The sequence below is a fragment of the Streptomyces sp. TRM68416 genome, from assembly GCF_014596915.1.
Lineage (GTDB): Bacteria > Actinomycetota > Actinomycetes > Streptomycetales > Streptomycetaceae > Streptomyces.
Genome location: NZ_JACVWU010000036.1, coordinates 35,924 through 55,622, shown reverse-complemented (window position 1 = coordinate 55,622; position 19,699 = coordinate 35,924). Strand labels below are relative to the sequence as shown.

Here is a 19,699-nt window from a genome sequence, read left to right as displayed (position 1 = left end):
CAGGTTCGAATCCTGCCGGGGGCACACTGGCCGAACAGGCGATATGTATTGAACAGCCCCTCCGGGACGAGTCCTGGAGGGGCTGTTTTCATGCGTGCGGGAGCTGGTCTGCCGGTTGGCGTGTGCGGGCCGAGACGGTGATGTAGCCGTAAGTCGAGCCGATGCCTGGAACGGTCTTGTGGAGGATGCGGCGCAGTGCCGCCACGGCTTCAGGGCCGTAGGCGGTTCGAAGGGCGTGGTCGGCGTGGGCGAGATCGTCCTGGAGGCGTTGCAGCGAGCGGCGGAGGTGTGGGTCGAGGCGGGTGACTTCGATGGTCTCGAAGCCGGTCCCGTCGAGGAGTGCGAGGAGTGTCGGCAGGGGTTTGATCGAGGAGTGCTCGTGCCGCTTTGGGTCGGGTGACAGGAGGACCATGTCGCTGATCACAAAGGGGCTGCCGGGTTTGAGGACGCGGCTGATCTCCGTCAGGGCACGGCGGGTGTCGCGGATGTGCAACAAGGACTCGATGGCCCAGGCCGCGTCGTAGGAGCGGTCGGCGAAGGGGAGGGCTGTCGCGTCCGCGTGGCGGAAGCAGGCCCGATCGGCGAGACCGGCCGCTGCGAAGCGGGCTGTGGCATGGCCGACTTGGGCGGTGCTGATGGTGATGCCGGTGACGTGGGCGCCGGTGGTGCGTGCCAGTCGCAGGGCTGGGCCGCCGATACCGCAGCCGACGTCGAGGAATGTACTGCCGGGGTGTAGGCGCAGCTCGCCGACGAGGAGGTCGGTGAGCCGGTCGCCGGCCTCGACGACCGCGGTGATGCCGTCGTCATGGGGGTGATCGGCGACCGTGTCATCGGGCCAGAGGCCGATGTGGAAGTTGCCGCCCCAGAGTTGTTCGAGGAGCGGTGTCAGTACGTCGTAGTAGCGTCCGATGTCTCCCTTCGTGGTCACGAGGGGCTGCCTTGGCCTCGCGGGGGCTGTGGTGATGCCCGGTCGTCGAGGGCTACCCGCAGACTGGGGGGTGTGGTCATGGTCGGTCCGTTCTTGAGTGCGTGCAGTCCCGGCTCGGCGCCGGTGAGCCGTAGCCCGGGGGTCTGGAGCAGGCGGGCCAGGGCCAGGGGGAGTTCGAACTCGGCGAGTTCCGCTCCGGGGCAGCGGCGGCTGCCGGTGCCGAAGGGGAGGTAGTGGGCGCCGGTGGGTTTGCGGTCGAGGAAGCGGTCGGGATCGAAGCGCTCCGGGTCCGGGTAGAGGTCCGGGCGGCGGTGGACCAGGTGGATGGCGGGGACGAGTTCGGTGCCGGCCGGGAAGCGGTGCCCGGCCCATTCGAGGTCCTCGGGCACGATGCGGGCCAGCCCGGCCGGGACGACCGAGCTGTGGCGGAGTGCCTCCGCGCAGACCGCGTTGAGGTAGGGAAGGCGCACGACCTCGGCGGCGGCCGGTGCGGCGCCGATGGCATCGAGTTCGGCGCGCACCCGCCGCCGTGTCCGCGGATGGAGCTCCAGCTGGTACAGAGCCCAGGCCAGGACGCCGGCGGTGGTGTCGTGGCCGGCGATGAGCAGGGTCATGATGTGGCCCCGGATCTGTTCGTCGGTCTGCGCCGCTTCCCCGGCGGCCAGGTGGAACAGCAGGTCGTCGCGGTGCCGTGCCTCACCGGCCCGCACGACACCGGCCTCCTGCGCGACGAGCTCCTGCAGTTCGTGGACGCGTCCGGTGACACGTCGGAGCACGGTGGCGGTGTCGGCGTCCGGTGAAGCCGCCGGTTCGTACATCAGATCCATGATCTCGGTGAGGAGCCGGACACAGTCCGTCCGGCGTTCGTCGCCGAGGGGACCGAAGGCGACCCGGACGATCAGACGGAGGGTGATGTCCCGGGTGAGGTCGACCAACGGCACGGACGTACCGCGCAGAGCGTCCAGAGCAGACGTGATGATGTCGTCGAGAGCGGGGCCGAGGGCGCGTACCCGGTCACCGTGCAGGGCCGGAGCCAGGAGGAGGCGGACGGCGCGATGGGCTTCACCGGTGAGGTACGGCAGGGCCTGCGCGCCGATCACGGGGCGAAAGTAGCGCGTGCCGCGCGCGCCCCAGACCGTACGGTTGCCGATGAAGAGACCGCGGATCGCCCTGGGGTCGCTGATGTACACGCGCGGCGCGGTGCCGTCGCCGTGCAGCGTGAAGAGGGGCCCGTACGTCCGCTCGTACTCCTCCCACGCGGCAAGCAGCCGCTCGTTCTCCATGGCATGCAGCTCCGCCGGTGTCAGGCGGGGCCCGTCGGGCAGGCCCATGTCGCGGCGGTGCGGACATGCGGGCGGAAGTGCGGGGATGTCGGCCGGGTCAGGGCCGGGTGGCCTGTTCATGACGGTTCCGGCGCTGCCGACAGACCCTGTGCGGCCGGGCGGGCGAAGCCCTCGACCAGGTCGGCTCCTGGCGGGAGCAGTTCCGAGCGGGTGTAGCGGCCGCTGGTCCGGTGGTAGCCGTGGTTGCCGCGCACCACGTCCAGGTACGCGTCGGCGCACCGCAGCGCCGCCTCGACGGCCTGCTCGGGCAGTCCCGAACGGTCGAGCTGGTGCGGCAGATCGCGGTAGGCGGCCGTGATCCGGTCGACGCCCTCGGTGATCATCCGGTCGACCTGGGCAGCGGCCTTATCGGGGGGCCAGCCGCGATGGTGCTCCAGGAGACAGACGGCGTTGTGGAAGTAGCCGACCGCCCGTTCGCGGTCGGCGGAGACCCGGTCGTTGCACAGAGCGGTGGTGTCGGCCACCGCGGCGGACAGAGCACGGAAAGCGGGCAGCCGATGCACGGCGTCCGGCAGGTCCACCCCGATCGCGACCTCGCACAGGTCCAGATACCAGGGAGCCCCGAACATCTCCCGCCGCCGTTCATGAAACTCCGGCAGATCCGGAAGGCGGCCGACCGCGCGGTCCATGGTCTCGGTGTAGAACCCCCACAGCCAGTTGGCCATGTGGGTGCGGAAACGTGCCTTCCAAGCCGCGGAACGCCGCGGGGCCAGGCGCTCCCACAGCGCCGTGGCCGCACGTGGCATGGCTTCCCGTGACGGAGCGGCAGCACGGCCGAACACGTCGACGAGTCCCGTGACCGCGGCCAGACAGGCCGCTGGGTCACGGCCGGCGGGGCCGGCGTCGAACTCCTCGTCGATGAGCAGGGACCAGCCGGTGAACCGGCTGATGAGGACGAGGGATTCAAGAGGCGCGGACGGGTAGTACAAGCCGATGCAGTAGGCGACCCGCGAGGCGCGGACGTTGGAGCGGGTTCGCTCGGACCGGCACAGGCCGAAGCTGTCGAGCCATCGCCACAGGTCCCACTCGGCCTTGTCGGCCCCGGAGTTGAGGCGGATCTCGGAGGGGAAGAGGTCGAGTTCGCCGCCGGTCACGAGTGGCTCTCCACGGGTGTCTCCGATGTCTTTGATGTCTTTGATGTCTTTGATGCCTTCGATTTCCCTGATGCCTCTGATGCCTCCGAAGGAACCCGGGGCGAGGTCACAGCGGGTGACACGGCAGTTGGCCGGTACGGCCGCCCTTCGCGCTCCGCCCGCCCGTACACGGTCAGCGCCCACAGGTAGCAGGCCTGCAGCAGCACCTGCGTGACGGCGAGAAAGACATGGAGGGCCTGGTATCGGTCGTCGGGCGGGGCGACCGCGGCGCCGGTGCCCAGCGATGCCAGGGCGATCAGGAGGCACACCGCCGCGGGTACGGACTGCCCGGCCGCCGAACCGCGGCGGTAGAGCATCGACAGACACGCGGCAGGTGTCGCCGCCTGAAGGAACATGCCGGTCGTGACGCCGTGGCTGTCGTCGAGCGCGCGGCCCACGAACTGGAACGCGGCAACCGCCAGGACGGCCATGGCAAGGACGGACGCGATCAGCAGGCGTCGGGGAATGCCCGGGTAGTCCTTGGCTCCGTACCGGATGAACTGCCGGAACAGATAGACCTCGAAGGCCACCAGGAACGGCTCGAAGGCGTACGTCAGGGTCCATGCCGAGGTGACTCCGAAGAGCATCAGGCTGTCCCAGGCGAGTATCCCGCACAGGACCAGGGGCGGCAGTGGCACCCATCCGTCCCGGCGCCCCCGCACCACCGAGAGAACGATCCACAGAAGTCCGAAGACGAACCCGACGAGCCCTGTGACGACGAAAACCGGCTCCACCGCCCCTCCTCAATCCTCGCCCCTCGATGACGTGACGGACCCCAGGAATCCGTGTCCGGCCCGGGCAAGCGCTGTCCTTTCCCGTCGGCGCCCCCGTGACACCGGCATGGCACGGTGCACGGATGCAGAGCCGAGCGCAGGAAGGCGGGACGTACGCATGTGCGCTGCACGTGTCGGCGTACGTACTCCCCGGACTCCAATGCGCCCTGGTGCGGCCCCGACATGGGACGCCTTCATGGAGATCCGCCCAGTGCGACGTCCGTCACGCTCGGAGCCGTAATCGCTTTCCGTCGGGCTACCGGAGGACGCCCATGCCCCCCATGCACCGCTCCCCGGCATCCGCCATCCACGTCATCGACAGCCCACGCCCCGACCCGTACCGCGCCAAGGTCGAGTACACCTACGACGACCCGCCCTGGATGTGGGAAAGGGCTCTCGGCCCGGACAACCTCCTCTTTCAGTTCGGCCTGTTCAGCGAGGAGGAGCTCACCGCAGGACCGAGTCCGGGCTCGGTCGGCCCGTCCGAAGTACGCCACTTCGAACGCCAACTGGAGATCGCCGGCCTGACCGGACCCGCACGGCCGCGGCTTCACCGCATCCTCGACCTGGGCTGTGGCTGGGGCTTCATCAGCCGCCACCTGGCCGAACGATTCCCCGAGGCGGTACGGATCGATGCCGTGAACATCAGCATGCGGCAGCTCGAATACTGCGCCGAAAAGCTGCACGGCGGTGACATCGCGTACAGGATCCGGCTCTATCTGTGCGACGGCCAGGACGTCGACCTCCTGCCCGAGCCCGAGATCCCCTACGACCTCGTGGTCGTCCGCGGGGTGTACACCCACTTCCTCAACGACGTGTTCGAGACTTCGGTCAAGGCGGTGTCCAAACGACTCCGTCCAGGCGGCCTGCTGATCGTCTCCGACACCCTGTACAAGACCGACCTGACCGCCTACCGCCCCGCCCTCCCGGACACCGTCGACCGACTGGCCTGCGGCAACCGCAAGAGCCCCGCCTACTTCGCCCGTGTCCTCGAAGAACACGAACTGCCCCTGGTGGACATGCGCATCACACCGTCCAACGCCGAGATCATCCACTGGTTCGGCCGGGTCCGCCTCAACATCGAGCGCCACTTCCCGGACGGGGTGAGCGGCCCGATCGAGGAACTGCGCGAGATGGCCGTCAGCTTCTCCGCGGCGCTGGCCAAGGACGAGGCGTCGGTGTACAGCATCATCAGCCGCCGAGCGGTCTGAACAGGCCTGCCGCTTCCAGAGAGCGCGTGAGCGAGATCAGCGTGCCGGACAGATGGCGCGCCCTGAGCACGTGCTGCTGGTCGCGGAGGTGGTGTCGCCGGGCTCGGAGACCACCGACCGGATCGTGAAGGTCGACCAGTACGCCAAGGCAGGTATCGGCTTCTGCTGGCGGATCGAGCAGGCCGTGACAGGCGTTCCTCTCGTGTACACCTACGTGTTCGACCCCGCGACGAAGACCTACCGGGGACGGAGACCTACCGGGGACGGAGACCTACCGGGGACGAAGACCTACCGGGGACGGAGACGTGTTCACCGGCGTCCTCAAGGCAACGGCCCCGTTCCCTGTCGGCCAGATCTGACCACACGCTGCTCAGCAGTCGGCGGCGCGTGAGCGATGCGTGAGCGGACTGCCCGCCGTGACGGACGACGAGCAGCAAGCAGCACCGGACCGCATCGCCGCCATTGACGGTCGGCATGACGAGCAGCGGTCGGGTTCGGACGAGGCCGCGTGAGTCGCACCGCCCGGGCCAAGCTGCACCGGCCTCGACAGCGCGTCTTCGTGTCCGGCTCCGAGGCTCTCTCCAAGGCGGTTCAGGGCGACCGGGAGATGGCTGCGCTGATCAAGACGGCTCCGCGGCTGGACATCCCGATCGTCACCTCGGCGCTCACGACCCTGGAAGCACGGGATCCTCGCGCAACGTCGAGGCAGGCACTGTGGAACCGGACGCTGTCCCGGATCCGCATCATGCACACTGACGACCAAGAGATCGCCATGGCGCGCGACATGCTGAAGGCAGCAGGTCTGCAGGTAAGCGCACGCATTGATGAGCCGCCGCAGTCGTGACTGCGACCGTGCGGGAGTGGAACGACGAGGAGGGCTGGGGAGTCCTCGACTCGCCCGAGACTCCCGGAGGGTGCTTCGGCCACTACTCCGACATCCAGGCGCCCGGCTTTCGCACGCTGGCAGCAGGGCAACTGGTCGACCTCACCTGGGAAGCACCCGGCTTCGAGCAGGACGGTTACGACTACCGGGCGGTGCGCATCGTTCCCCGTCCCGTCTGACATCCACACCTGCCATCGCCGGCCGCGAACGCTGTCGCACCGAAGCGACTGCAGCCGGGACACCCACCGCCCGCACCTCACTGCAAGGACTCGCCGCTGCACCGACTGCCCGATGGCCGTACGCCGGAGCATGTACGGCGTGTGCGGCATGTACGGCAGGCACGGCTGGTCCGGCACCGACCGCGGGTCCGGTGCCTTCTGGGGCCGGGCGGCGGCAGCGGCTCGGTCAGGCTTTGCGCGGCCACCGTCACCGGCCGTCGTCGGCGTGCGTGCTCGGGACTACGGCGTGGGCATGGGTTCGGGCAGGGTGAGGGCCGAGTGGGCCGGTCGGCCCGCTGCTGGGGGTGTGGCGCCGCCCTCGCCGACCTGGTCCTGGTGCACGGTCACAAACGCGCGGGTGGTGTGTTCGTAGGCGGCGAAGCCTGTGGCGTGGTCCCGGTCGGCCGGGGAAGCGGCGAGCATGTACGCGCCGACGAGCGCGAGGCTGGTGCCCTGTCCGGTGCGGAACGAGGGCGAGCGTCTTCCGGATCGGATTCGCCGTCGGGCGGAGAGGCCACGGGATCTTGAGCGTTTCGCCTGCGCCGAGCGCCCGTTGAGCAGCGAACTCGTTCACCGGACGTGAGGACGGACTGGATTACGTGACGGCCGAGGTGGCACCATCGAGGTCGCCGGACACCCGCGCCCGCGAGTCGGAGTCCGTGAGCGACGGCGCCCAACAGCGACTCCTCGAAGGATGTGTCCATGCGGCTGGCTCTGAAGACGTCGGACCCCGTGCGGGCCCGGTTCCGGAGGAGGGTACGCATCGCACTTCTGGTCGCCGCTGTCGCCGCCGCCCTGGTGATCGGCGGCATCGCGGTGGCCAACGCGGTGAACGAGCCGGAGCTTCGGATACGCGGCATCCCCGGCAACGGCGTGCTGAACACCGCCGGGTCCTCCACGACCACGCTCACGGTGGACGTGATCGATCACAACGACGACGGGGCTCTGCGCGATGAGGCCCTGCGCAGTATCGAGGCCAGGCTGAACGGCGAGATCGTCCCCACCCTCTGGGTCGGACAACACAGAGTGCTCGAGGTGGGGGCGTTGCGGGACGGGGAGTACGAGCTGACGGTGACCGCCGACCCCGGCCTGCTCTCGCGCGAGATCACGCTCAATCGCCGCTTCGTCGTGGACAGCCGGCCCTGACCTGGAGATCCCGGACGCCTGCGGGCGTATTTGCCGGCGCACCGTCTCGTGCCGGACGCACACACGCGCACGGGAAGCACTGCGAACACCGGAGAACCGCGCGGCCCGGCCCGGCTCACCGCCGTACGGGGAGCCGGGCCGGGTGCGGTGGTCAGGACGTGGTGCAGGTCGCGCCGTTCAGGGTGAAGGCCGTCGGGGAGGGGTTCGTCGCGCCCTTCGTGCCGGTGAAGCCGACCGTGACGGAGCCCGCCGCGGGGATCGTGCTCGTCCAGGGTGCGGAGGCGACCGAGACCGCGCTGCCGTTCTGGGTCGGGGTGCCGCCCCACATGTTGGTGATCGTCTGGGAGTCGGGGAAGGCGAAGTCCAGGGTCCAGCCGTCGACGGCGGCCGTGCCCGTGTTGCGGATCGTCAGTTCGCCCTGGAAGCCGCCCGGCCATTCGTCGGTCACGCGGTAGCCGACGGCGCATGTGCCGGCGGGCGTGCTCCGGGTCGTGACGTTCACCGTCGCCGAGCGCGGCGAACGGTTGCCGGCCGCGTCACGGGCGTAGACCGCGAAGGTGTACGACGTGTTCGGGTTGAGGCCGGTGACCGTCGCGGTGGTCGTGGTGGAGGAGGCCGACGCCGTCTCCGTACCGCCGCTGACCCGCACCACGTCGTACGCCGTCACTCCGACGTTGTCCGAGGACGCGGCCCAGGTCAGCGTCGCCGAGGTGGCCGTCACCGCGGAGGCGGCCGGGGGGCCGGGGGCCGTGGGGGCCCGGGTGTCGGGGGTCGTGCCGCCGAAGACCGTGGCCTCCTTCGAGGTCTGGGCGATGCCGTTGGCGCCGTGGAAGATCCGCTGCCCCCAGGAGCTGAGCCGGTTCGGGTCGAAGTCGATCGCCAGGTCGAGGACCGGGTCGGTGTTGCCGCTCCAGGACCAGGCCAGGTAGCCGAGGTCGAGCCGCTCGGCGGCGGCCATCATGGTGTCCTCGTCCGGGTCGCCCCACTGGTCGGCGGGGCCACCGAACTCGCCTATGAGGATGGGGAGTTCGGCGGCGACGAAGGCGTTCAGGTAGTCGGTGATCTCCGCCGCCGTGTCGAAGACGCTGTACATGTGGATGGAGAAGATGAGGTTGCCGGTGGTGTCGGCGTCGTAGACGGTCCGGGCGTTGGCGCGCATGACGCCCTGCCAGTCCTGGCCCCAGTTGGGGGCGTCCACCATGATCGTGTGCTCCAGGCCGGCGGCCCGCAGCTTCTTGATCGCGGCGATCGTCGGGGCGGTCCAGCCGGCCGGATCGGTGTTGCCCCAGGGCTCGTTGCCGATGTTGACCACGACGTAGTCCTCCTGGCCCGCGAGGACGCCCTTCAGGCCGATCCAGTAGTCGGCCGCCGAGTCGAGGGTGGCCGCCGCGGGCTCCTCGCCGTAACCGGTGGTGTCGTGCACTTCCAGGACGCAGATCAGGCGGTTGGCCTTGCAGTCGGCGATGACGGCGGCCACGTCCTCGGGGCCGTTCCGGGTCCAGCGGTGGCCGTTGGACAGGACGACGCGGACGCTGTTGGCGCCGAGCCTCTTGATGTCGGCGAGGGACTGCCTCTGGTGGGTGTACCAGGTGTGGGCGTGATTCACGCCGCGCATCACGAAGTCGTTGCCGTTGGCTTCGAGCAGGCGGCCGTCGCTGATGTGCAGACCGGTGGCCCGGGTGCCGGGCTCGTCGGCCGCGTGCGCGGGGGCCGTGCCCAGGGCCGGCAGGCCGAGGAGTGCGGCCAGCACGGTCAGCAGGGCCAGCAGGGCGGTCGGGGGGCTCTTTCTCTTGCGTTCTCTTCTCACTGCGACTCTTCTCACTGCCACTCCAGAAGGTGAGCGCGGGGAACGTGAGTACCGGCAGAAGCATGGGAGCGCTCCCATGAACCCACTCGGACAGGGACACGTCAAGACGTCGCGCGGGCTTCCGTGCGCTCTGCACCCGGCCTTGCGCTGGGCCGGGAGCGCGCCGCGCCCGACGACGTCCGGTTCAGTCGCGCGGCGGAAGTCGGCGACCTTGCCCGGCATCTCACGGGTGACCGCGATCTCCGGTGCCGGGGTCTCCTCGCGATCGCCGGTGTGCTCGGGCACGAGGTCGGCGACGGCTGTACGGATGGCGCCGCCGCGAACCCCCGGATGGCACGGGTTCGTTGGGCGCGGCGGGGGGCGGCACCGCGGACTGCGCTCCGGCCGGGAAGGGGAACGGCCGTGCCGTCGGCTGCCGCCGCACAGCTGGTCAGCGGTTGTTGCTTGGGTGGTAGACGCTGAGGTCGCCGTAGGCCGACAGGACGCCGGGCAGGTCACCGGGTTTGTGCCGCAGGGTGGCGTCCAGGAAGGCGAGAGTGGTTGCGGCGACTACGCGGGGGCTCTCGGTGCGGCCCAGGGAGCCGACTATCGAGGGCACAGGCGGCAGGTACAGGGGGCCGTCCATGAAGGTGAGGTGTGCGGCGCCGGGGATGGTGAGCCGGTAGCTCGTCGCGGTGTTGAGCTTGAGGGCCTTGGTGAGGCGGGGTACGTACTGCGGGTCGGTTGCGGGGGTGATGGCCTGGGTGAGCGCGAGCGTCGGCTGGTGGAGGGAGGGGGAGGCGGGGCCGTGGGGGTAGCCGTCCAGATCGATGACGGCGTCGAACCGGTGGTCCTGCCGGGCTGCCTGCAGGGCGGCGGCACCGCCCATGGAGTGGCCGACGGCCGCGACTCGGCCGGTGTCCAGGCGTCCGGTCAGCGGGCCGGAGATCTCGCCTCCGCTCAGACGGTCCAGCTGAGTGAGGACGAAGCTGAGGTCGGCGCCCCGAACAGTCGTCCAGTCGGCCGCCAGCTTGTTGTCCTTGTCCCGGTCGCCGGTGGAGGTGGTCTTGGTGTGAATCGTTCGGCCGTCGGTGAGGACGACGGCGGCGGAGTCGTACGGGTGGTCGAGGGCGGCGACCAGATAGCCGTGGCTGGCCAGTTCCTCCGCCCAGGCGGTGTTCTGGGTGCGCACCCCGCCCGATCCCGGAGAGAACAGCACGACCGGGAAGCGTCCGCCCCCGTCGGCCACCGGGGCGTTGAAGACCGAATGGGTGCGGGCACGTGGGATGCCGTCGACCAGGAAGCCGGGCAGGCCGACCGCGCGGGCGAGGGCGTCGGAGACGGTGCGCGCCTCGTGCTCTGTGCGGCCGAGGTACTGGGCCCGCTGCGTGCCGGCGGGGCTCTTCTGCGCGGGGTACCAGAGCTGGGCCACGACCGTGCGCCGGTCGTGCGGATCGGCGGTGAAGGTCTCGGGGCGGCGTGGGTCGGTCCACTGCACCACGCGGGTGCCGACCGCGAAACGGCCCGACGGCTCGGGGAACACGGGTACGGGAAAGGCCCAGGCGGCCACCGGACCCGTGGCGATCAGGCCGACGCAGGCCACCGACCCGGGCAGGGCCAGCCACCACCGGGCCCGCCACGTCGGCCGGCCGGTACGGCGTCGCAGCAGGGGAGAGAGGGCGAACGGCAACGCGACGACAGCGCCTGCCAGTACTGGCAGCAGCTGCCAACGGATTCCCACCACGCTCAGCACGATCGCGGACAGCACGAACACCGCCCCCGCCGCGATCGTGACGCGTGGGCGGACGGCAGAGGGAAGCCAGCGCACCACCACCAGCACGACGGCACCCAGCAGGACAAGGACTTCCAGAAAGGACATGTGCAGTCCCACGATGTTCTCGGTCACCCGGCCATGCTCGGCGCGGGGCACGCGCTGCCACATCGTCCCCGGGGCGCCATCGTGTACAGCCGGAGTCGCAATCCGAGGCACACCCGTGTGAGCGGCCTTGCGACCGTGGGAGGTGGCCGGGCTCCTCCTGTGGTCGTACTTCCGCACGATTCCTTCAGACGGTGGACTCATGCGGTTCCGCTGGATCGCGGCCTACCGTGACAGCGCCGCGGTACCTGCGAGCAGCGCGGGTCTTACGCTCCCGTACCCGACCCGACTCCGGCTGTACGCGGTGGCGGCCCCGGCCGGGGCCGCGATGACGCTGAATCGACAGGAACGTGTGATGACCGAGGCGGCCGCGGAAACCGGCAGTGCCCACCCGTTGCGCCACCGGGACCGGGTGCCGCGGGCCGGGACAGCCGTACGGCCGACGAGGTACGCCGACCCGGCCTCCGCACGAGCGCCGCGACCGACGAGAGCCGCCCGGCGCTGGGGCTCCCGACTGCCGCCCGTCGTGTGGGACTCGCTGCTGCCGGCGCTGCTCCTGATCAACATCATGACCACGCACGCGCCGCAAGAGCTCCCGGTGTCCGTGGCCCTCACCGCCGCCCTCGCACTGCCCCTGGTGTGGCGGCGCCGGGCCCCGCTCACGGTGTTCGGAGCCGTGGCAGCCGCGGCCCTCGTCCAGTGGCTGATGGACGTCCAACTACCGGCGGACATCGCTTTGTTGGTGGCTCTCTACACGGTGGCCGCGAACTCGGGCCGGCGCGGCACGCTTGTCGCCGGTGCCATTGTGGAGGGCGGGGCTCTGCTGGCCTGTCTGCGCTGGGCGACGGAAGGCGCGTTCCTGACCCCCTTCGTCGCGGTGACCGCGACGGTCGTCTCCGCCGCCGTCCTGGGGGTGAATGCGCGGACCACACGCGCCTACCTCGCGGCCTTGGAGGAACGGGCCGCACGCCTGGAGCAACAACAGGACCAGCAGGCGCGGCTGGCCGTCGCCGACGAGAGGACACGTATCACCCGGGAGATGCACGACATCGTCACCCACAACCTGTCCGTCATGGTCGCGCTCACCGACGCCGCCGTCTACGCACAGCACCGGTCCCCCGCCAAGGCCACCACCGCGATGCTCCAGATCTCCGAGACGGGCCGGCAGGCCCTGACCGACATGCGCCGCTCCTTGGGCATCCTGCGGACCGACGAACCCGACGCGGAGCGCCACCCCCTGCCCGGCATCGCACAACTGGCAGCCCTCGCCGACCAGATGTGCGCCGCCGGGCTGCCGACCCGCGTCGAGATCCAGGGCGACCACACCCACATACCCGCCACCGCACAACTGACCGTCTACCGCCTGGTGCAGGAAGCCTTGACCAACACCCTCAAGCACACACACCCCGGCACACACGCGAAGGTCCGGATACGGTGCTCGACCGAGACCGTCACAGTGGACGTCACCGACAGCGGCCCCCGCCCGCCGCATCCGGGCGCCACACCATCCGGCCACGGCATCCCCGGCATGCGCGAGCGCGCGGCCGCCTACGGGGGGACGTTGCAGGCCGGACCGCTCCCGGGCGGCGGCTGGCGAGTCCACACCCGCCTCGACCTCGGCAGCAGCGGAGCGGCATCCGCATGACGATCCGCGTCCTGATCGCCGACGACGAAGCGCTGCTCCGTATGGCCTTCAGCACGGTCCTGGAGACCCAGCCCGACATGGCACCGGTCGGCGAAGCCGCAGACGGCGTCCAGGCCGTACGCCTCGCCCGGGACTTGCGCCCCGACGTCGTCCTCATGGACGTCCGAATGCCCGGGACCGACGGGATCGAGGCAACCCGACAGGTCATCCGGATCTCCCCGCGGAGCAAAGTACTGATCCTCACCACCTTCGACCTCGACGAATACGCCTTCACCGCACTCAAAGCCGGAGCCTCGGGCTTCCTGCTGAAGAACACCAGGCCCGAGGAACTGCTCACCGCGATACGCAGCGTGGCAGCGGGCGACGCGGTGGTCTCCCCGCGGGTCACCCGCCGCCTGCTGGAGAACCTCCGCCCCCACATCCCCGACGGCAGCGGCGCCGACCGCGACGAGCGGCTGAGCCGGCTCAGCGCCCGCGAGCACGAGGTGCTCGTCAAGGTGGGCTGCGGCCTGTCCAACGCCGAGATCGCGGCCACGCTGTACCTGGCGGAGGCGACCGTGAAGTCCCATCTGGGGCGAATCCTGCAAAAGCTCGAACTCCGCGACCGGATACAGGCCGTGATCTTCGCCTACGAAAGCCGCCTCATCCACCCGGCATGAGGTCGGCAGGGAGCGATTCGACGCCGAGTCCGCCAAGGCGGTCAGACATGTCACCGAACCGGAATCAAGATCACCCCGCTACCGCTGATTTCCGTTCCGATACTCCCCGAGGGCCTACCCTGGCGGAATGGGCGGAGCCGCAGGTGGGCAGATGGGAGTCGTCACCGCGTTGGTGCGGTCGACGTTCCTGGTGAATGCCGTGTACGCCGAGTCGAGCCGCGAGTTCGGGATCACCCCGCAGCAGGGGCAGCTGCTGTGTGTGCTGATGTCCCAGCCGTACGGGATGAGCGAGCTCGGCGCGATGCTCGGGCTGGCCAAGTCCAGCCTGACCGGGCTGGTGGACCGGACCGCGCAGCGCGGGCTGGTGCGCCGCGAGGCGGACCCGCGGGACGGGCGGGCGGTACGCGTCGGGCTGACCGAGGAGGGCGCCGCGCTCGCCAAGGAGTTCTACGACGACACCTGCCGACGGGTGGACCTGCTCCCCGCCGGCCTCGGCGCCGACGAACGCGAGCTGCTCGCCGCCCTGTTGGCCCGCGTCGTGGACGACAACGAGGTGCCGGTGGTCTTCGGCGAGCCGGACGACGCCGTCACGCCTTGACGCCTCGACACCTTGGCGCCTTGACGCCGACCGTCATGCCTTGCCGTCGGCCGTCCCGAACAGTTCCTCGAACCGCCCGGTGAACAGGTCCGCGCCCTTGTACTGCGCCACCACCTCCGCCCGCACCACGGCCGGTACGGCGGGGTCGTCCTCGGACGGGAACTGGCCGACGCCGTGTTCCGGCCCCAGCGGAAGCAGCACGGACGGGACCGGCGCGGGCCGGTAGACGGCCTGCGGGGCCTCCCCGCGCAGTTGGGTGGCGATGTTGGCGGCCACGACCTGCGCGTGCTGCATCGCGTACCCGGCCGTCTTGGCCTCCGGCACGTCGGTGATGTCGCCAAGGGCGTAGACCTGGCCGTAGTCGTCGACGGTGAGCCGGTCCGTGACGCGCACCCGGCCCTGGGCGGTACGGGCGGTCAGGCGGCCGTCGGCCAGGTGGTCGCCGTTGGTGCGCACCCCGTGGGCGCGGAACCAGATGTCCGCCGTGATCTCGTCGTCGGCCGTGGTGGCCGCCGTGAACGTCTTCGCCCGGCCCGGTTCGGACGGCGACTCCTCCGCGAGGGCGGTGGACAGCCGCAACTCGATGCCGAGCGCGTCCCGTTGGCGCAGCAGGTCGGCGCGGAGGGCGGGGTCGAAGCCGGGCAGCAGTTCCGGCGCCGGGTCGACGATCACGACCGACTTCTCGGGCCATACGTGCTTGATCTCACCGGCCAGCTCCAGGCCTACCGGCCCCGCTCCGGTCACCAGCACCCGTTCTGCACCGGCGAGTTCCTCGTGCGTCTCGCGCAGGCGGGCCAGTGCCTCGGCGGCCTCGTCCACGTCCGCCTTGGCGGGGAAGGGGTAGCCGGAGCCGGTGGCGAGGACCAGGCAGTCGGCCTCGATCCGGCGGCCGTCGGCGACGGTCACGCCGGCCGGATCGACGGAGGCGACCCGGTGCCGTACGACCGAACCCCGCTGCAGCAGACGGTCGTACGGCCTCGGCGTCCAGTGCCTTGGCGGCCGTGGAGCCGCCGTATCCGCCGCCGACGATCACGACGGTACGGCCGGTCGCCGCTGTCGTTTCCACTGCCATGACGGGGCAACTCCCCCTGTAGTCACGGATCCCGGACGGGTAGTTCGCATTATGTAGTCACGGATCCCGGACGGGTAGTTCGCATTACGAACTTTATTGGTTCGTGGTACGAACTTCAATCTCTTTCCCCTGAACCCCGCCCGCCCGCAGCCCCGGCGCCAGGCACGCCGTCACCGCCAGCGACGCTCCCGCCAGCACCGTCATCGCCGTTGCCGGGGAGGTCAGTTGGGCCACCGAGCCGGCCAACGCGGCGCTCACGCCCTGCAGTGTGAGCATTCCGGCGGAGTGCAGCCCCAGGGCGTGGCCGCTCAGTTCGTCCGGGGTCAGCTCCATCAGGCGCTCCTGCTGGACCAGGCTCGCACCGAAGCCCACGGAGGCGAGAGCCACGGCGGCCGCGGCGACCGGAACCGCCGGGCGCAGGAAGAACAGGAGGTACGGCGCCGCCAGCAGCCAGAGCAGCGGCACCCCGAGCCGTCGGCGCGGCGCGGGCGGGACCAGGCGGCCGACCGTCACGTCACCGGCGAGCATGCCGAGGGCCGCGCAGGCGAACAGGGCGCCGGCCGCCTGCGGGGCGTAGGAGACGTAGAGCGACTCGCAGCCCACGACCAGGCCGTTGGGGAGCCACAGGGCCAGGTAGACGGTCCTGCGGGGGCGGGAGGACCACAGCAGCGCGTTGGTGCGCCAGGTCGCGGCGACGGACGGGCGGCCCACGGCGCGCGGGGCGCGGCGGCTCAGACCGAACCGGGTGGCGGCGGCGGACAGCGCGTACAGGGCCGCCGCGAGCAGCAGGCACAGGCGGGGGGAGAGCAGCGCCACCAGGACGCCGCCGGTCGCGTAACCGGCGATCTGCATGACCCCGCTCATCATGTTGAACAGCGAACGCCCCAGCAGATAGCCGTCCTTGGCGAGGATCTCGTTCAGCAGACCCCAGCGCACGCCCCCGCCGAGCGAGGCCACCAGGCCCTGGGCGAGCAGGACGGCGAAGAGCGCCCAGATCGGCAGGCCGGGGACCGCGAGGAACGCCGTGGTCGCCGTGAAGGCCAGCGCAAGGCCCGTCAAGGCCGCCCTCGGCGGCAGCCGGTCGGCGCCCGACAGGAAGAGGCTCGCCCCGGCCACCTGCGCCAGCGACGGGCCGAACATGCTCACCGCCGACAGCAGCGGCGACCCGGTCGCCCGGTACACCAGCGTGGCGAGCGCCAGACCGCCCACCGTCTGGGCCGCGACGTTGGCACAGGAGGCGAGGAAGAGGGGCGTGAACTCCGGGGTGCGGAAGAGGTGTCGGTAGCTGCGCATGCGCGGAGTCTGCGGCGGCCCGGGAGGCGGTCGATATTGTTTCGCGCAGGTGCGAAACGCCGGGAGGGGCGCTCATGGGCTGGTGGCAGATCAACGCCGACACCCTCGCCGGAAGCCGGTTCCTGATCTCGCCGCTCGCCGAGACCTTCGCCGCGCTGAAGCCGCTGCACTCGGGCGTCGCCGCGCACCCCGGCGAACGCGCCTGGCTGGACGCGCGGCTGCCCGGCTACCGGGCCCGGCTGGCCGCCGACCCGGTGACCGCGCGGCTGGTGCGGGCCGGGCTCGGACGGGACTGGATCGCGGACTTCCTCACGCCGACGCCGGTCGACGGGGAGACCTTCGAGGAGGGCGTGGCCCGGGTGCGTGCGGCCCGCCCCGCGGACGCCCGCGCCCACCTCGCCCGCTCCCTCGCCGGCCCGCTCCCCGCAGAGCTGGGCCGGGACGACCTGCCCGAGCGGGCGGCCTCGCTCCTCCAGTACGTCTGGGAGGAGACCGTACGGCCGGACTGGGACCGGCGCCGACGGGTCCTGGAGGCCGACGTGGTCGCGCGGACCGCACAGGTGAGCCGGGGCGGCTGGGCGGACGTACTGGACTCCCTGCGGCCGGGGCGCACGCGCTGGCTCGGCGGCAGCCGGTTCCAGGTCAACCTGCACGAGTACCCGCCCAGGGAGATCTCCGGGGCCGAGCTGGTCTTCGTACCGGTGACACCGAAGAGCGGGTGGGTGTCCTGGGAGGAGCCCGAGCGGTACGCGGTGGTGTACCCGTGCGCGGGGGCGCTCGCCGATCCCGGTGCGCGGGCGGTTCCCGCGAGCCTGGGGGCGCTGCTCGGGGGCGCGCGCGCCGGCGTGCTCGTGCGGCTGGACTCCCCCCTCAGTACCACCCAGCTCGTCGCCGTGACCGGGCAGGGGCTCGGCTCGGTGGGGCGGCACCTGCGGGTGCTGCGGGACGCGGGGCTGGTGGAGCGGCGGCGGGCGGGACGGGCGGTGCTGTACTCGCGGACGGCGGCGGGGGATGTCCTGGTACGGGCGCAGGGGGCCGACGACAATCGGAGTTCGGTACGGGCTCAAGGGGCCGACCCCTGCCGGAGTTAGGCTCCGCCCATGACTACTGACACGAACGCATCCCCCCTCGACGTCTCCATCGGCGCCCTCCAGGGCGGCCCCGCCGACCTCAAGCAGTACGCCGGCCGGGTCGTGCTCGTCGTGAACGTGGCCTCCAAGTGCGGGCTCACCCCGCAGTACGCCGGCCTTGAGCGACTGCAAGCGCGCTACGCCGACCAGGGCTTCACCGTGCTCGGCGTGCCCTGCAACCAGTTCCTCGGGCAGGAGCCGGGCAGCGCCGAGGAGATAGCCGAGTTCTGCTCCGCGACGTACGGCGTGACCTTCCCGATGACGGAGAAGGTCGAGGTGAACGGCGAAGGGCGGCACGAGCTCTACGACCGCCTGACCCCCTTCGCCGACGCCGAGGGGCACACCGGGGACATCCGCTGGAACTTCGAGAAGTTCCTCATCGGACGGGACGGGAACGTCGTCGCCCGGTTCGCGCCGCAGACGGAGCCGGAGGCGGACGAGGTCGTCGCGGCCATCACCAGTCGGCTCGCCGGTTGACCTTGCCCCTGGGGCAGGGCAGAGCGTCCTCGTCACCGGGCGGACCGTCCGCCCGGTGACGGAGGATGCTGTGGTGGACGAAGAGCTGCTCACCATCGGTGCGTTCGCCGCGCGCTCGCGCCTGTCGGCGAAGGCGCTGCGGTTGTACGACCGTCTCGGGCTGCTCGCGCCCGCGCACGTCGACGAGGTCAGCGGCTACCGCTACTACCGCGCCGGGCAGGTCGACCAGGCGCGGCTCGTGGCGCTGCTGCGCCAGCTCGACATGCCGCTCGCGCGGATCGCCGACGTGGTGGCGGCGGGCGGCGCCGAGGGCGCGGATCTGCTCGCCGCGTACTGGGCGGGCGTGGAGACGCGGGTGGCGGCGCAGCGGACGCTTGCCGAGTACCTCCGTGGACGGCTGTCCGGGAGGAGTTCGGAGATGTACGAGAAGTTCGTGGTGGAGACGGTGGAGGTGCCGGCGCAGGTGCTCCTCACCGAGACGCGGCACACGCTGGCGGACGAGCTGCCGGCGTGGATCGGGGCGTCGCTCGGGCGGCTGGAGGCGGCGGCCCGGGAGTGCGGGGGTGTGGTGGGGGCGCCCTTCGTGATCTACCACTCCGAGGTGTCGATGGAGAGCGACGGGCCTGCGGAGGCGTGCATGCCGGTCGCCGACGAGGCGGCGGCCCGGGCGTGGGCCGAGGCGCGCGGGCGGACGTGGGAGACCAAGGTCCGGGTGGAGCCGGCGCGGAGGCTGGCCTATACGCGGATCTCCAAGGCGCAGGTGGCTCATCCGCAGATCCTTGCCGCCTTCGAGGCGGTGGAGGCGTGGATGAGGGACAAGGGGCTGGAGTACGACGGTCCCTGCCGGGAGGTGTACTTCGCCGACTGGGACGCGGCGGGGCCGTCGGATCCGGTGTGCGACGTGGCGTTTCCGGTGAGGTGAGCCGACGGGGCGCGGGCGGGGGTGGGTCGCGCAGCCCGGCGCTGACGGGGTGCCGCCTGCGCCCACCCGTGCCGCCCCAGGCGGCACGCATGCCCGCAGGATGAACGGCGCACGACCCCGCGGCGCGCGCAGCAGGGAGCCCCCTCGGCAAGGACGGCGGGCTGGTCGAGAGGGCTCTTGCTGTGCTGCTTATGGAGTTGTGGAAGGGTCTGTGCATCAGTGGAGGTCGAACGTACCCCTGCCGACCTCGGCCACGAAGGTGTTCCACGACGGCGCCGGGAACGTCAGCGTGGGCCCCTCCGGGACCTTCGAGTCCCGCACGGCCATGGCCGTGAGCGGTGACCGGACCTCGACGCACGCGCCGTTCCCGGTGGAGTACGAGGACTTGGTCCACATGTCCGTGGCGCCCTGACGAATTGCCATTTCTGCTCCGAACTACCCGTTGGTGAATTGCTGTCGCCGCCCCGGGTGCCCCCAGCGGGGACCCACGGAACGGTTCGCGCCAACCTTGTTGCTTGGTGGCGTGATCGACGCTACTCGCCAACATCGGCGTACGAAGCGACTATTCACTCGACCGGATGGCATATTCCATTGGGGTCTTCCATA

General features: G+C 70.9%; 19 protein-coding genes and 2 pseudogenes. 11 read left to right on the top strand and 10 right to left on the bottom strand.

Going from position 1 to position 19,699, the window contains the following annotated elements; all coding sequences use genetic code 11:
• Positions 1–88 precede the first annotated feature (88 nt).
• The 4 genes from ICC28_RS37410 to ICC28_RS41390 are packed head-to-tail and all read right to left on the bottom strand — an operon-like array spanning position 89 to position 4,138.
• A complete protein-coding gene (locus ICC28_RS37410; protein ID WP_188293308.1) occupies positions 89–928 on the bottom strand; it encodes an SAM-dependent methyltransferase in 840 nt (279 codons plus the stop codon).
• Positions 925–2,331, bottom strand: a complete 1,407-nt coding sequence (locus ICC28_RS37405; RefSeq protein ID WP_188293307.1) for a cytochrome P450 — start codon at positions 2,329–2,331, stop codon at positions 925–927. Before ICC28_RS37405 ends, ICC28_RS37410 begins: the two co-directional genes overlap by 4 nt.
• Entirely contained in the window at positions 2,328–3,365 is a 1,038-nt protein-coding gene (locus tag ICC28_RS41395; protein ID WP_188293306.1) for a terpene synthase family protein, read from the bottom strand. Before ICC28_RS41395 ends, ICC28_RS37405 begins: the two co-directional genes overlap by 4 nt.
• On the bottom strand, positions 3,362–4,138 hold the full coding sequence (locus ICC28_RS41390; protein ID WP_188293305.1) for a hypothetical protein: 777 nt from the start codon (positions 4,136–4,138) through the stop codon (positions 3,362–3,364). Before ICC28_RS41390 ends, ICC28_RS41395 begins: the two co-directional genes overlap by 4 nt.
• Before the next feature lie 311 nt (positions 4,139–4,449).
• On the opposite strand from ICC28_RS41390, the gene ICC28_RS37390 reads away from it, so the two are divergent.
• The 4 genes and pseudogenes from ICC28_RS37390 (at position 4,450) to ICC28_RS37375 (ending at position 6,450) form a co-directional block, all read left to right on the top strand.
• Complete coding sequence (locus tag ICC28_RS37390) at positions 4,450–5,388, top strand: SAM-dependent methyltransferase (protein ID WP_188293304.1); 939 nt, start codon at positions 4,450–4,452, stop codon at positions 5,386–5,388.
• Between the two features lie 58 nt (positions 5,389–5,446).
• Positions 5,447–5,747: pseudogene (locus tag ICC28_RS37385) on the top strand (Uma2 family endonuclease); the annotation flags it as partial.
• A 149-nt stretch (positions 5,748–5,896) separates the two neighbouring features.
• The gene (locus tag ICC28_RS37380) at positions 5,897–6,232 is read left to right on the top strand and encodes a hypothetical protein (protein ID WP_223190520.1); all 336 of its coding nucleotides are present in this window, start codon (positions 5,897–5,899) and stop codon (positions 6,230–6,232) included.
• Entirely contained in the window at positions 6,229–6,450 is a 222-nt protein-coding gene (locus tag ICC28_RS37375; protein ID WP_188293303.1) for a cold-shock protein, read from the top strand. Before ICC28_RS37380 ends, ICC28_RS37375 begins: the two co-directional genes overlap by 4 nt.
• Positions 6,451–6,729: 279 nt before the next feature.
• Here the strand turns inward: ICC28_RS37375 and ICC28_RS37370 are convergent.
• Positions 6,730–6,966 (bottom strand): annotated as a pseudogene (locus tag ICC28_RS37370) (FAD-dependent oxidoreductase); the annotation flags it as partial.
• 225 nt (positions 6,967–7,191) lie between these two features.
• Here ICC28_RS37370 and ICC28_RS37365 point away from each other — a divergent pair.
• The gene (locus tag ICC28_RS37365; RefSeq protein WP_188293302.1) at positions 7,192–7,635 is read left to right on the top strand and encodes a hypothetical protein; all 444 of its coding nucleotides are present in this window, start codon (positions 7,192–7,194) and stop codon (positions 7,633–7,635) included.
• A gap of 151 nt (positions 7,636–7,786) precedes the next feature.
• On the opposite strand, the gene ICC28_RS37360 is transcribed toward ICC28_RS37365, so the two are convergent.
• Both ICC28_RS37360 and ICC28_RS37355 read right to left on the bottom strand, forming a co-directional pair.
• Positions 7,787–9,442: a cellulase family glycosylhydrolase gene (locus ICC28_RS37360; protein WP_317454168.1), complete on the bottom strand. Its 1,656-nt coding sequence runs from the start codon at positions 9,440–9,442 to the stop codon at positions 7,787–7,789.
• A 430-nt stretch (positions 9,443–9,872) separates the two neighbouring features.
• Complete coding sequence (locus ICC28_RS37355) at positions 9,873–11,363, bottom strand: alpha/beta hydrolase family protein (protein ID WP_188293300.1); 1,491 nt, start codon at positions 11,361–11,363, stop codon at positions 9,873–9,875.
• 289 nt (positions 11,364–11,652) lie between these two features.
• Between ICC28_RS37355 and ICC28_RS37350 the strand changes: the two genes are divergently transcribed.
• From ICC28_RS37350 to ICC28_RS37340, 3 genes are all read left to right on the top strand, one after another.
• Positions 11,653–12,942 (top strand): sensor histidine kinase, encoded by a 1,290-nt coding sequence (locus tag ICC28_RS37350; protein ID WP_188293299.1) that lies wholly within the window; start codon positions 11,653–11,655, stop codon positions 12,940–12,942.
• Positions 12,939–13,601 carry a response regulator transcription factor gene (locus ICC28_RS37345; RefSeq protein ID WP_188293298.1) on the top strand — a complete coding sequence of 221 codons (663 nt, stop codon included), beginning with the start codon at positions 12,939–12,941 and terminating at the stop codon, positions 13,599–13,601. Before ICC28_RS37350 ends, ICC28_RS37345 begins: the two co-directional genes overlap by 4 nt.
• A gap of 151 nt (positions 13,602–13,752) precedes the next feature.
• The gene (locus tag ICC28_RS37340; protein ID WP_188293338.1) at positions 13,753–14,199 is read left to right on the top strand and encodes a MarR family winged helix-turn-helix transcriptional regulator; all 447 of its coding nucleotides are present in this window, start codon (positions 13,753–13,755) and stop codon (positions 14,197–14,199) included.
• Between the two features lie 33 nt (positions 14,200–14,232).
• Here ICC28_RS37340 and ICC28_RS37335 read toward each other — a convergent pair whose 3' ends face one another.
• Positions 14,233–15,105, bottom strand: coding sequence for an FAD-dependent oxidoreductase (locus tag ICC28_RS37335; protein ID WP_317454167.1), 873 nt, complete (start codon positions 15,103–15,105; stop codon positions 14,233–14,235).
• 259 nt (positions 15,106–15,364) lie between these two features.
• Positions 15,365–16,564 carry an MFS transporter gene (locus ICC28_RS37330; RefSeq protein ID WP_188293297.1) on the bottom strand — a complete coding sequence of 400 codons (1,200 nt, stop codon included), beginning with the start codon at positions 16,562–16,564 and terminating at the stop codon, positions 15,365–15,367.
• Between the two features lie 74 nt (positions 16,565–16,638).
• On the opposite strand from ICC28_RS37330, the gene ICC28_RS37325 reads away from it, so the two are divergent.
• Genes ICC28_RS37325 through ICC28_RS37315 form a run of 3 tightly spaced genes read left to right on the top strand, consistent with a single transcriptional unit; the run spans position 16,639 to position 19,093 of the window.
• The gene (locus ICC28_RS37325; RefSeq protein WP_188293296.1) at positions 16,639–17,655 is read left to right on the top strand and encodes an ArsR/SmtB family transcription factor; all 1,017 of its coding nucleotides are present in this window, start codon (positions 16,639–16,641) and stop codon (positions 17,653–17,655) included.
• Between the two features lie 9 nt (positions 17,656–17,664).
• The gene (locus tag ICC28_RS37320) at positions 17,665–18,171 is read left to right on the top strand and encodes a glutathione peroxidase (RefSeq protein ID WP_188293295.1); all 507 of its coding nucleotides are present in this window, start codon (positions 17,665–17,667) and stop codon (positions 18,169–18,171) included.
• A gap of 55 nt (positions 18,172–18,226) precedes the next feature.
• The gene (locus ICC28_RS37315) at positions 18,227–19,093 is read left to right on the top strand and encodes a MerR family transcriptional regulator (protein ID WP_188293294.1); all 867 of its coding nucleotides are present in this window, start codon (positions 18,227–18,229) and stop codon (positions 19,091–19,093) included.
• A gap of 216 nt (positions 19,094–19,309) precedes the next feature.
• On the opposite strand, the gene ICC28_RS37310 is transcribed toward ICC28_RS37315, so the two are convergent.
• A complete protein-coding gene (locus ICC28_RS37310; protein WP_188293293.1) occupies positions 19,310–19,516 on the bottom strand; it encodes a DUF397 domain-containing protein in 207 nt (68 codons plus the stop codon).
• Positions 19,517–19,699: the final 183 nt, after the last annotated feature.

Excerpts from the sequence above, each read along its gene's own strand:
- ICC28_RS37405 (WP_188293307.1), bottom strand. The coding sequence starts at position 2,331 with ATGAACAGGCCACCCGGCCCTGACCCGGCCGACATCCCCGCACTTCCG.
- ICC28_RS37390 (WP_188293304.1), top strand. The coding sequence starts at position 4,450 with ATGCCCCCCATGCACCGCTCCCCGGCATCCGCCATCCACGTCATCGAC.
- ICC28_RS37365 (WP_188293302.1), top strand. The coding sequence starts at position 7,192 with ATGCGGCTGGCTCTGAAGACGTCGGACCCCGTGCGGGCCCGGTTCCGG.
- ICC28_RS37355 (WP_188293300.1), bottom strand. The coding sequence starts at position 11,363 with ATGTGGCAGCGCGTGCCCCGCGCCGAGCATGGCCGGGTGACCGAGAAC.
- ICC28_RS37350 (WP_188293299.1), top strand. The coding sequence starts at position 11,653 with ATGACCGAGGCGGCCGCGGAAACCGGCAGTGCCCACCCGTTGCGCCAC.
- ICC28_RS37345 (WP_188293298.1), top strand. The coding sequence starts at position 12,939 with ATGACGATCCGCGTCCTGATCGCCGACGACGAAGCGCTGCTCCGTATG.
- ICC28_RS37340 (WP_188293338.1), top strand. The coding sequence starts at position 13,753 with ATGGGAGTCGTCACCGCGTTGGTGCGGTCGACGTTCCTGGTGAATGCC.
- ICC28_RS37330 (WP_188293297.1), bottom strand. The coding sequence starts at position 16,564 with ATGCGCAGCTACCGACACCTCTTCCGCACCCCGGAGTTCACGCCCCTC.
- ICC28_RS37325 (WP_188293296.1), top strand. The coding sequence starts at position 16,639 with ATGGGCTGGTGGCAGATCAACGCCGACACCCTCGCCGGAAGCCGGTTC.
- ICC28_RS37320 (WP_188293295.1), top strand. The coding sequence starts at position 17,665 with ATGACTACTGACACGAACGCATCCCCCCTCGACGTCTCCATCGGCGCC.
- ICC28_RS37310 (WP_188293293.1), bottom strand. The coding sequence starts at position 19,516 with ATGGCAATTCGTCAGGGCGCCACGGACATGTGGACCAAGTCCTCGTAC.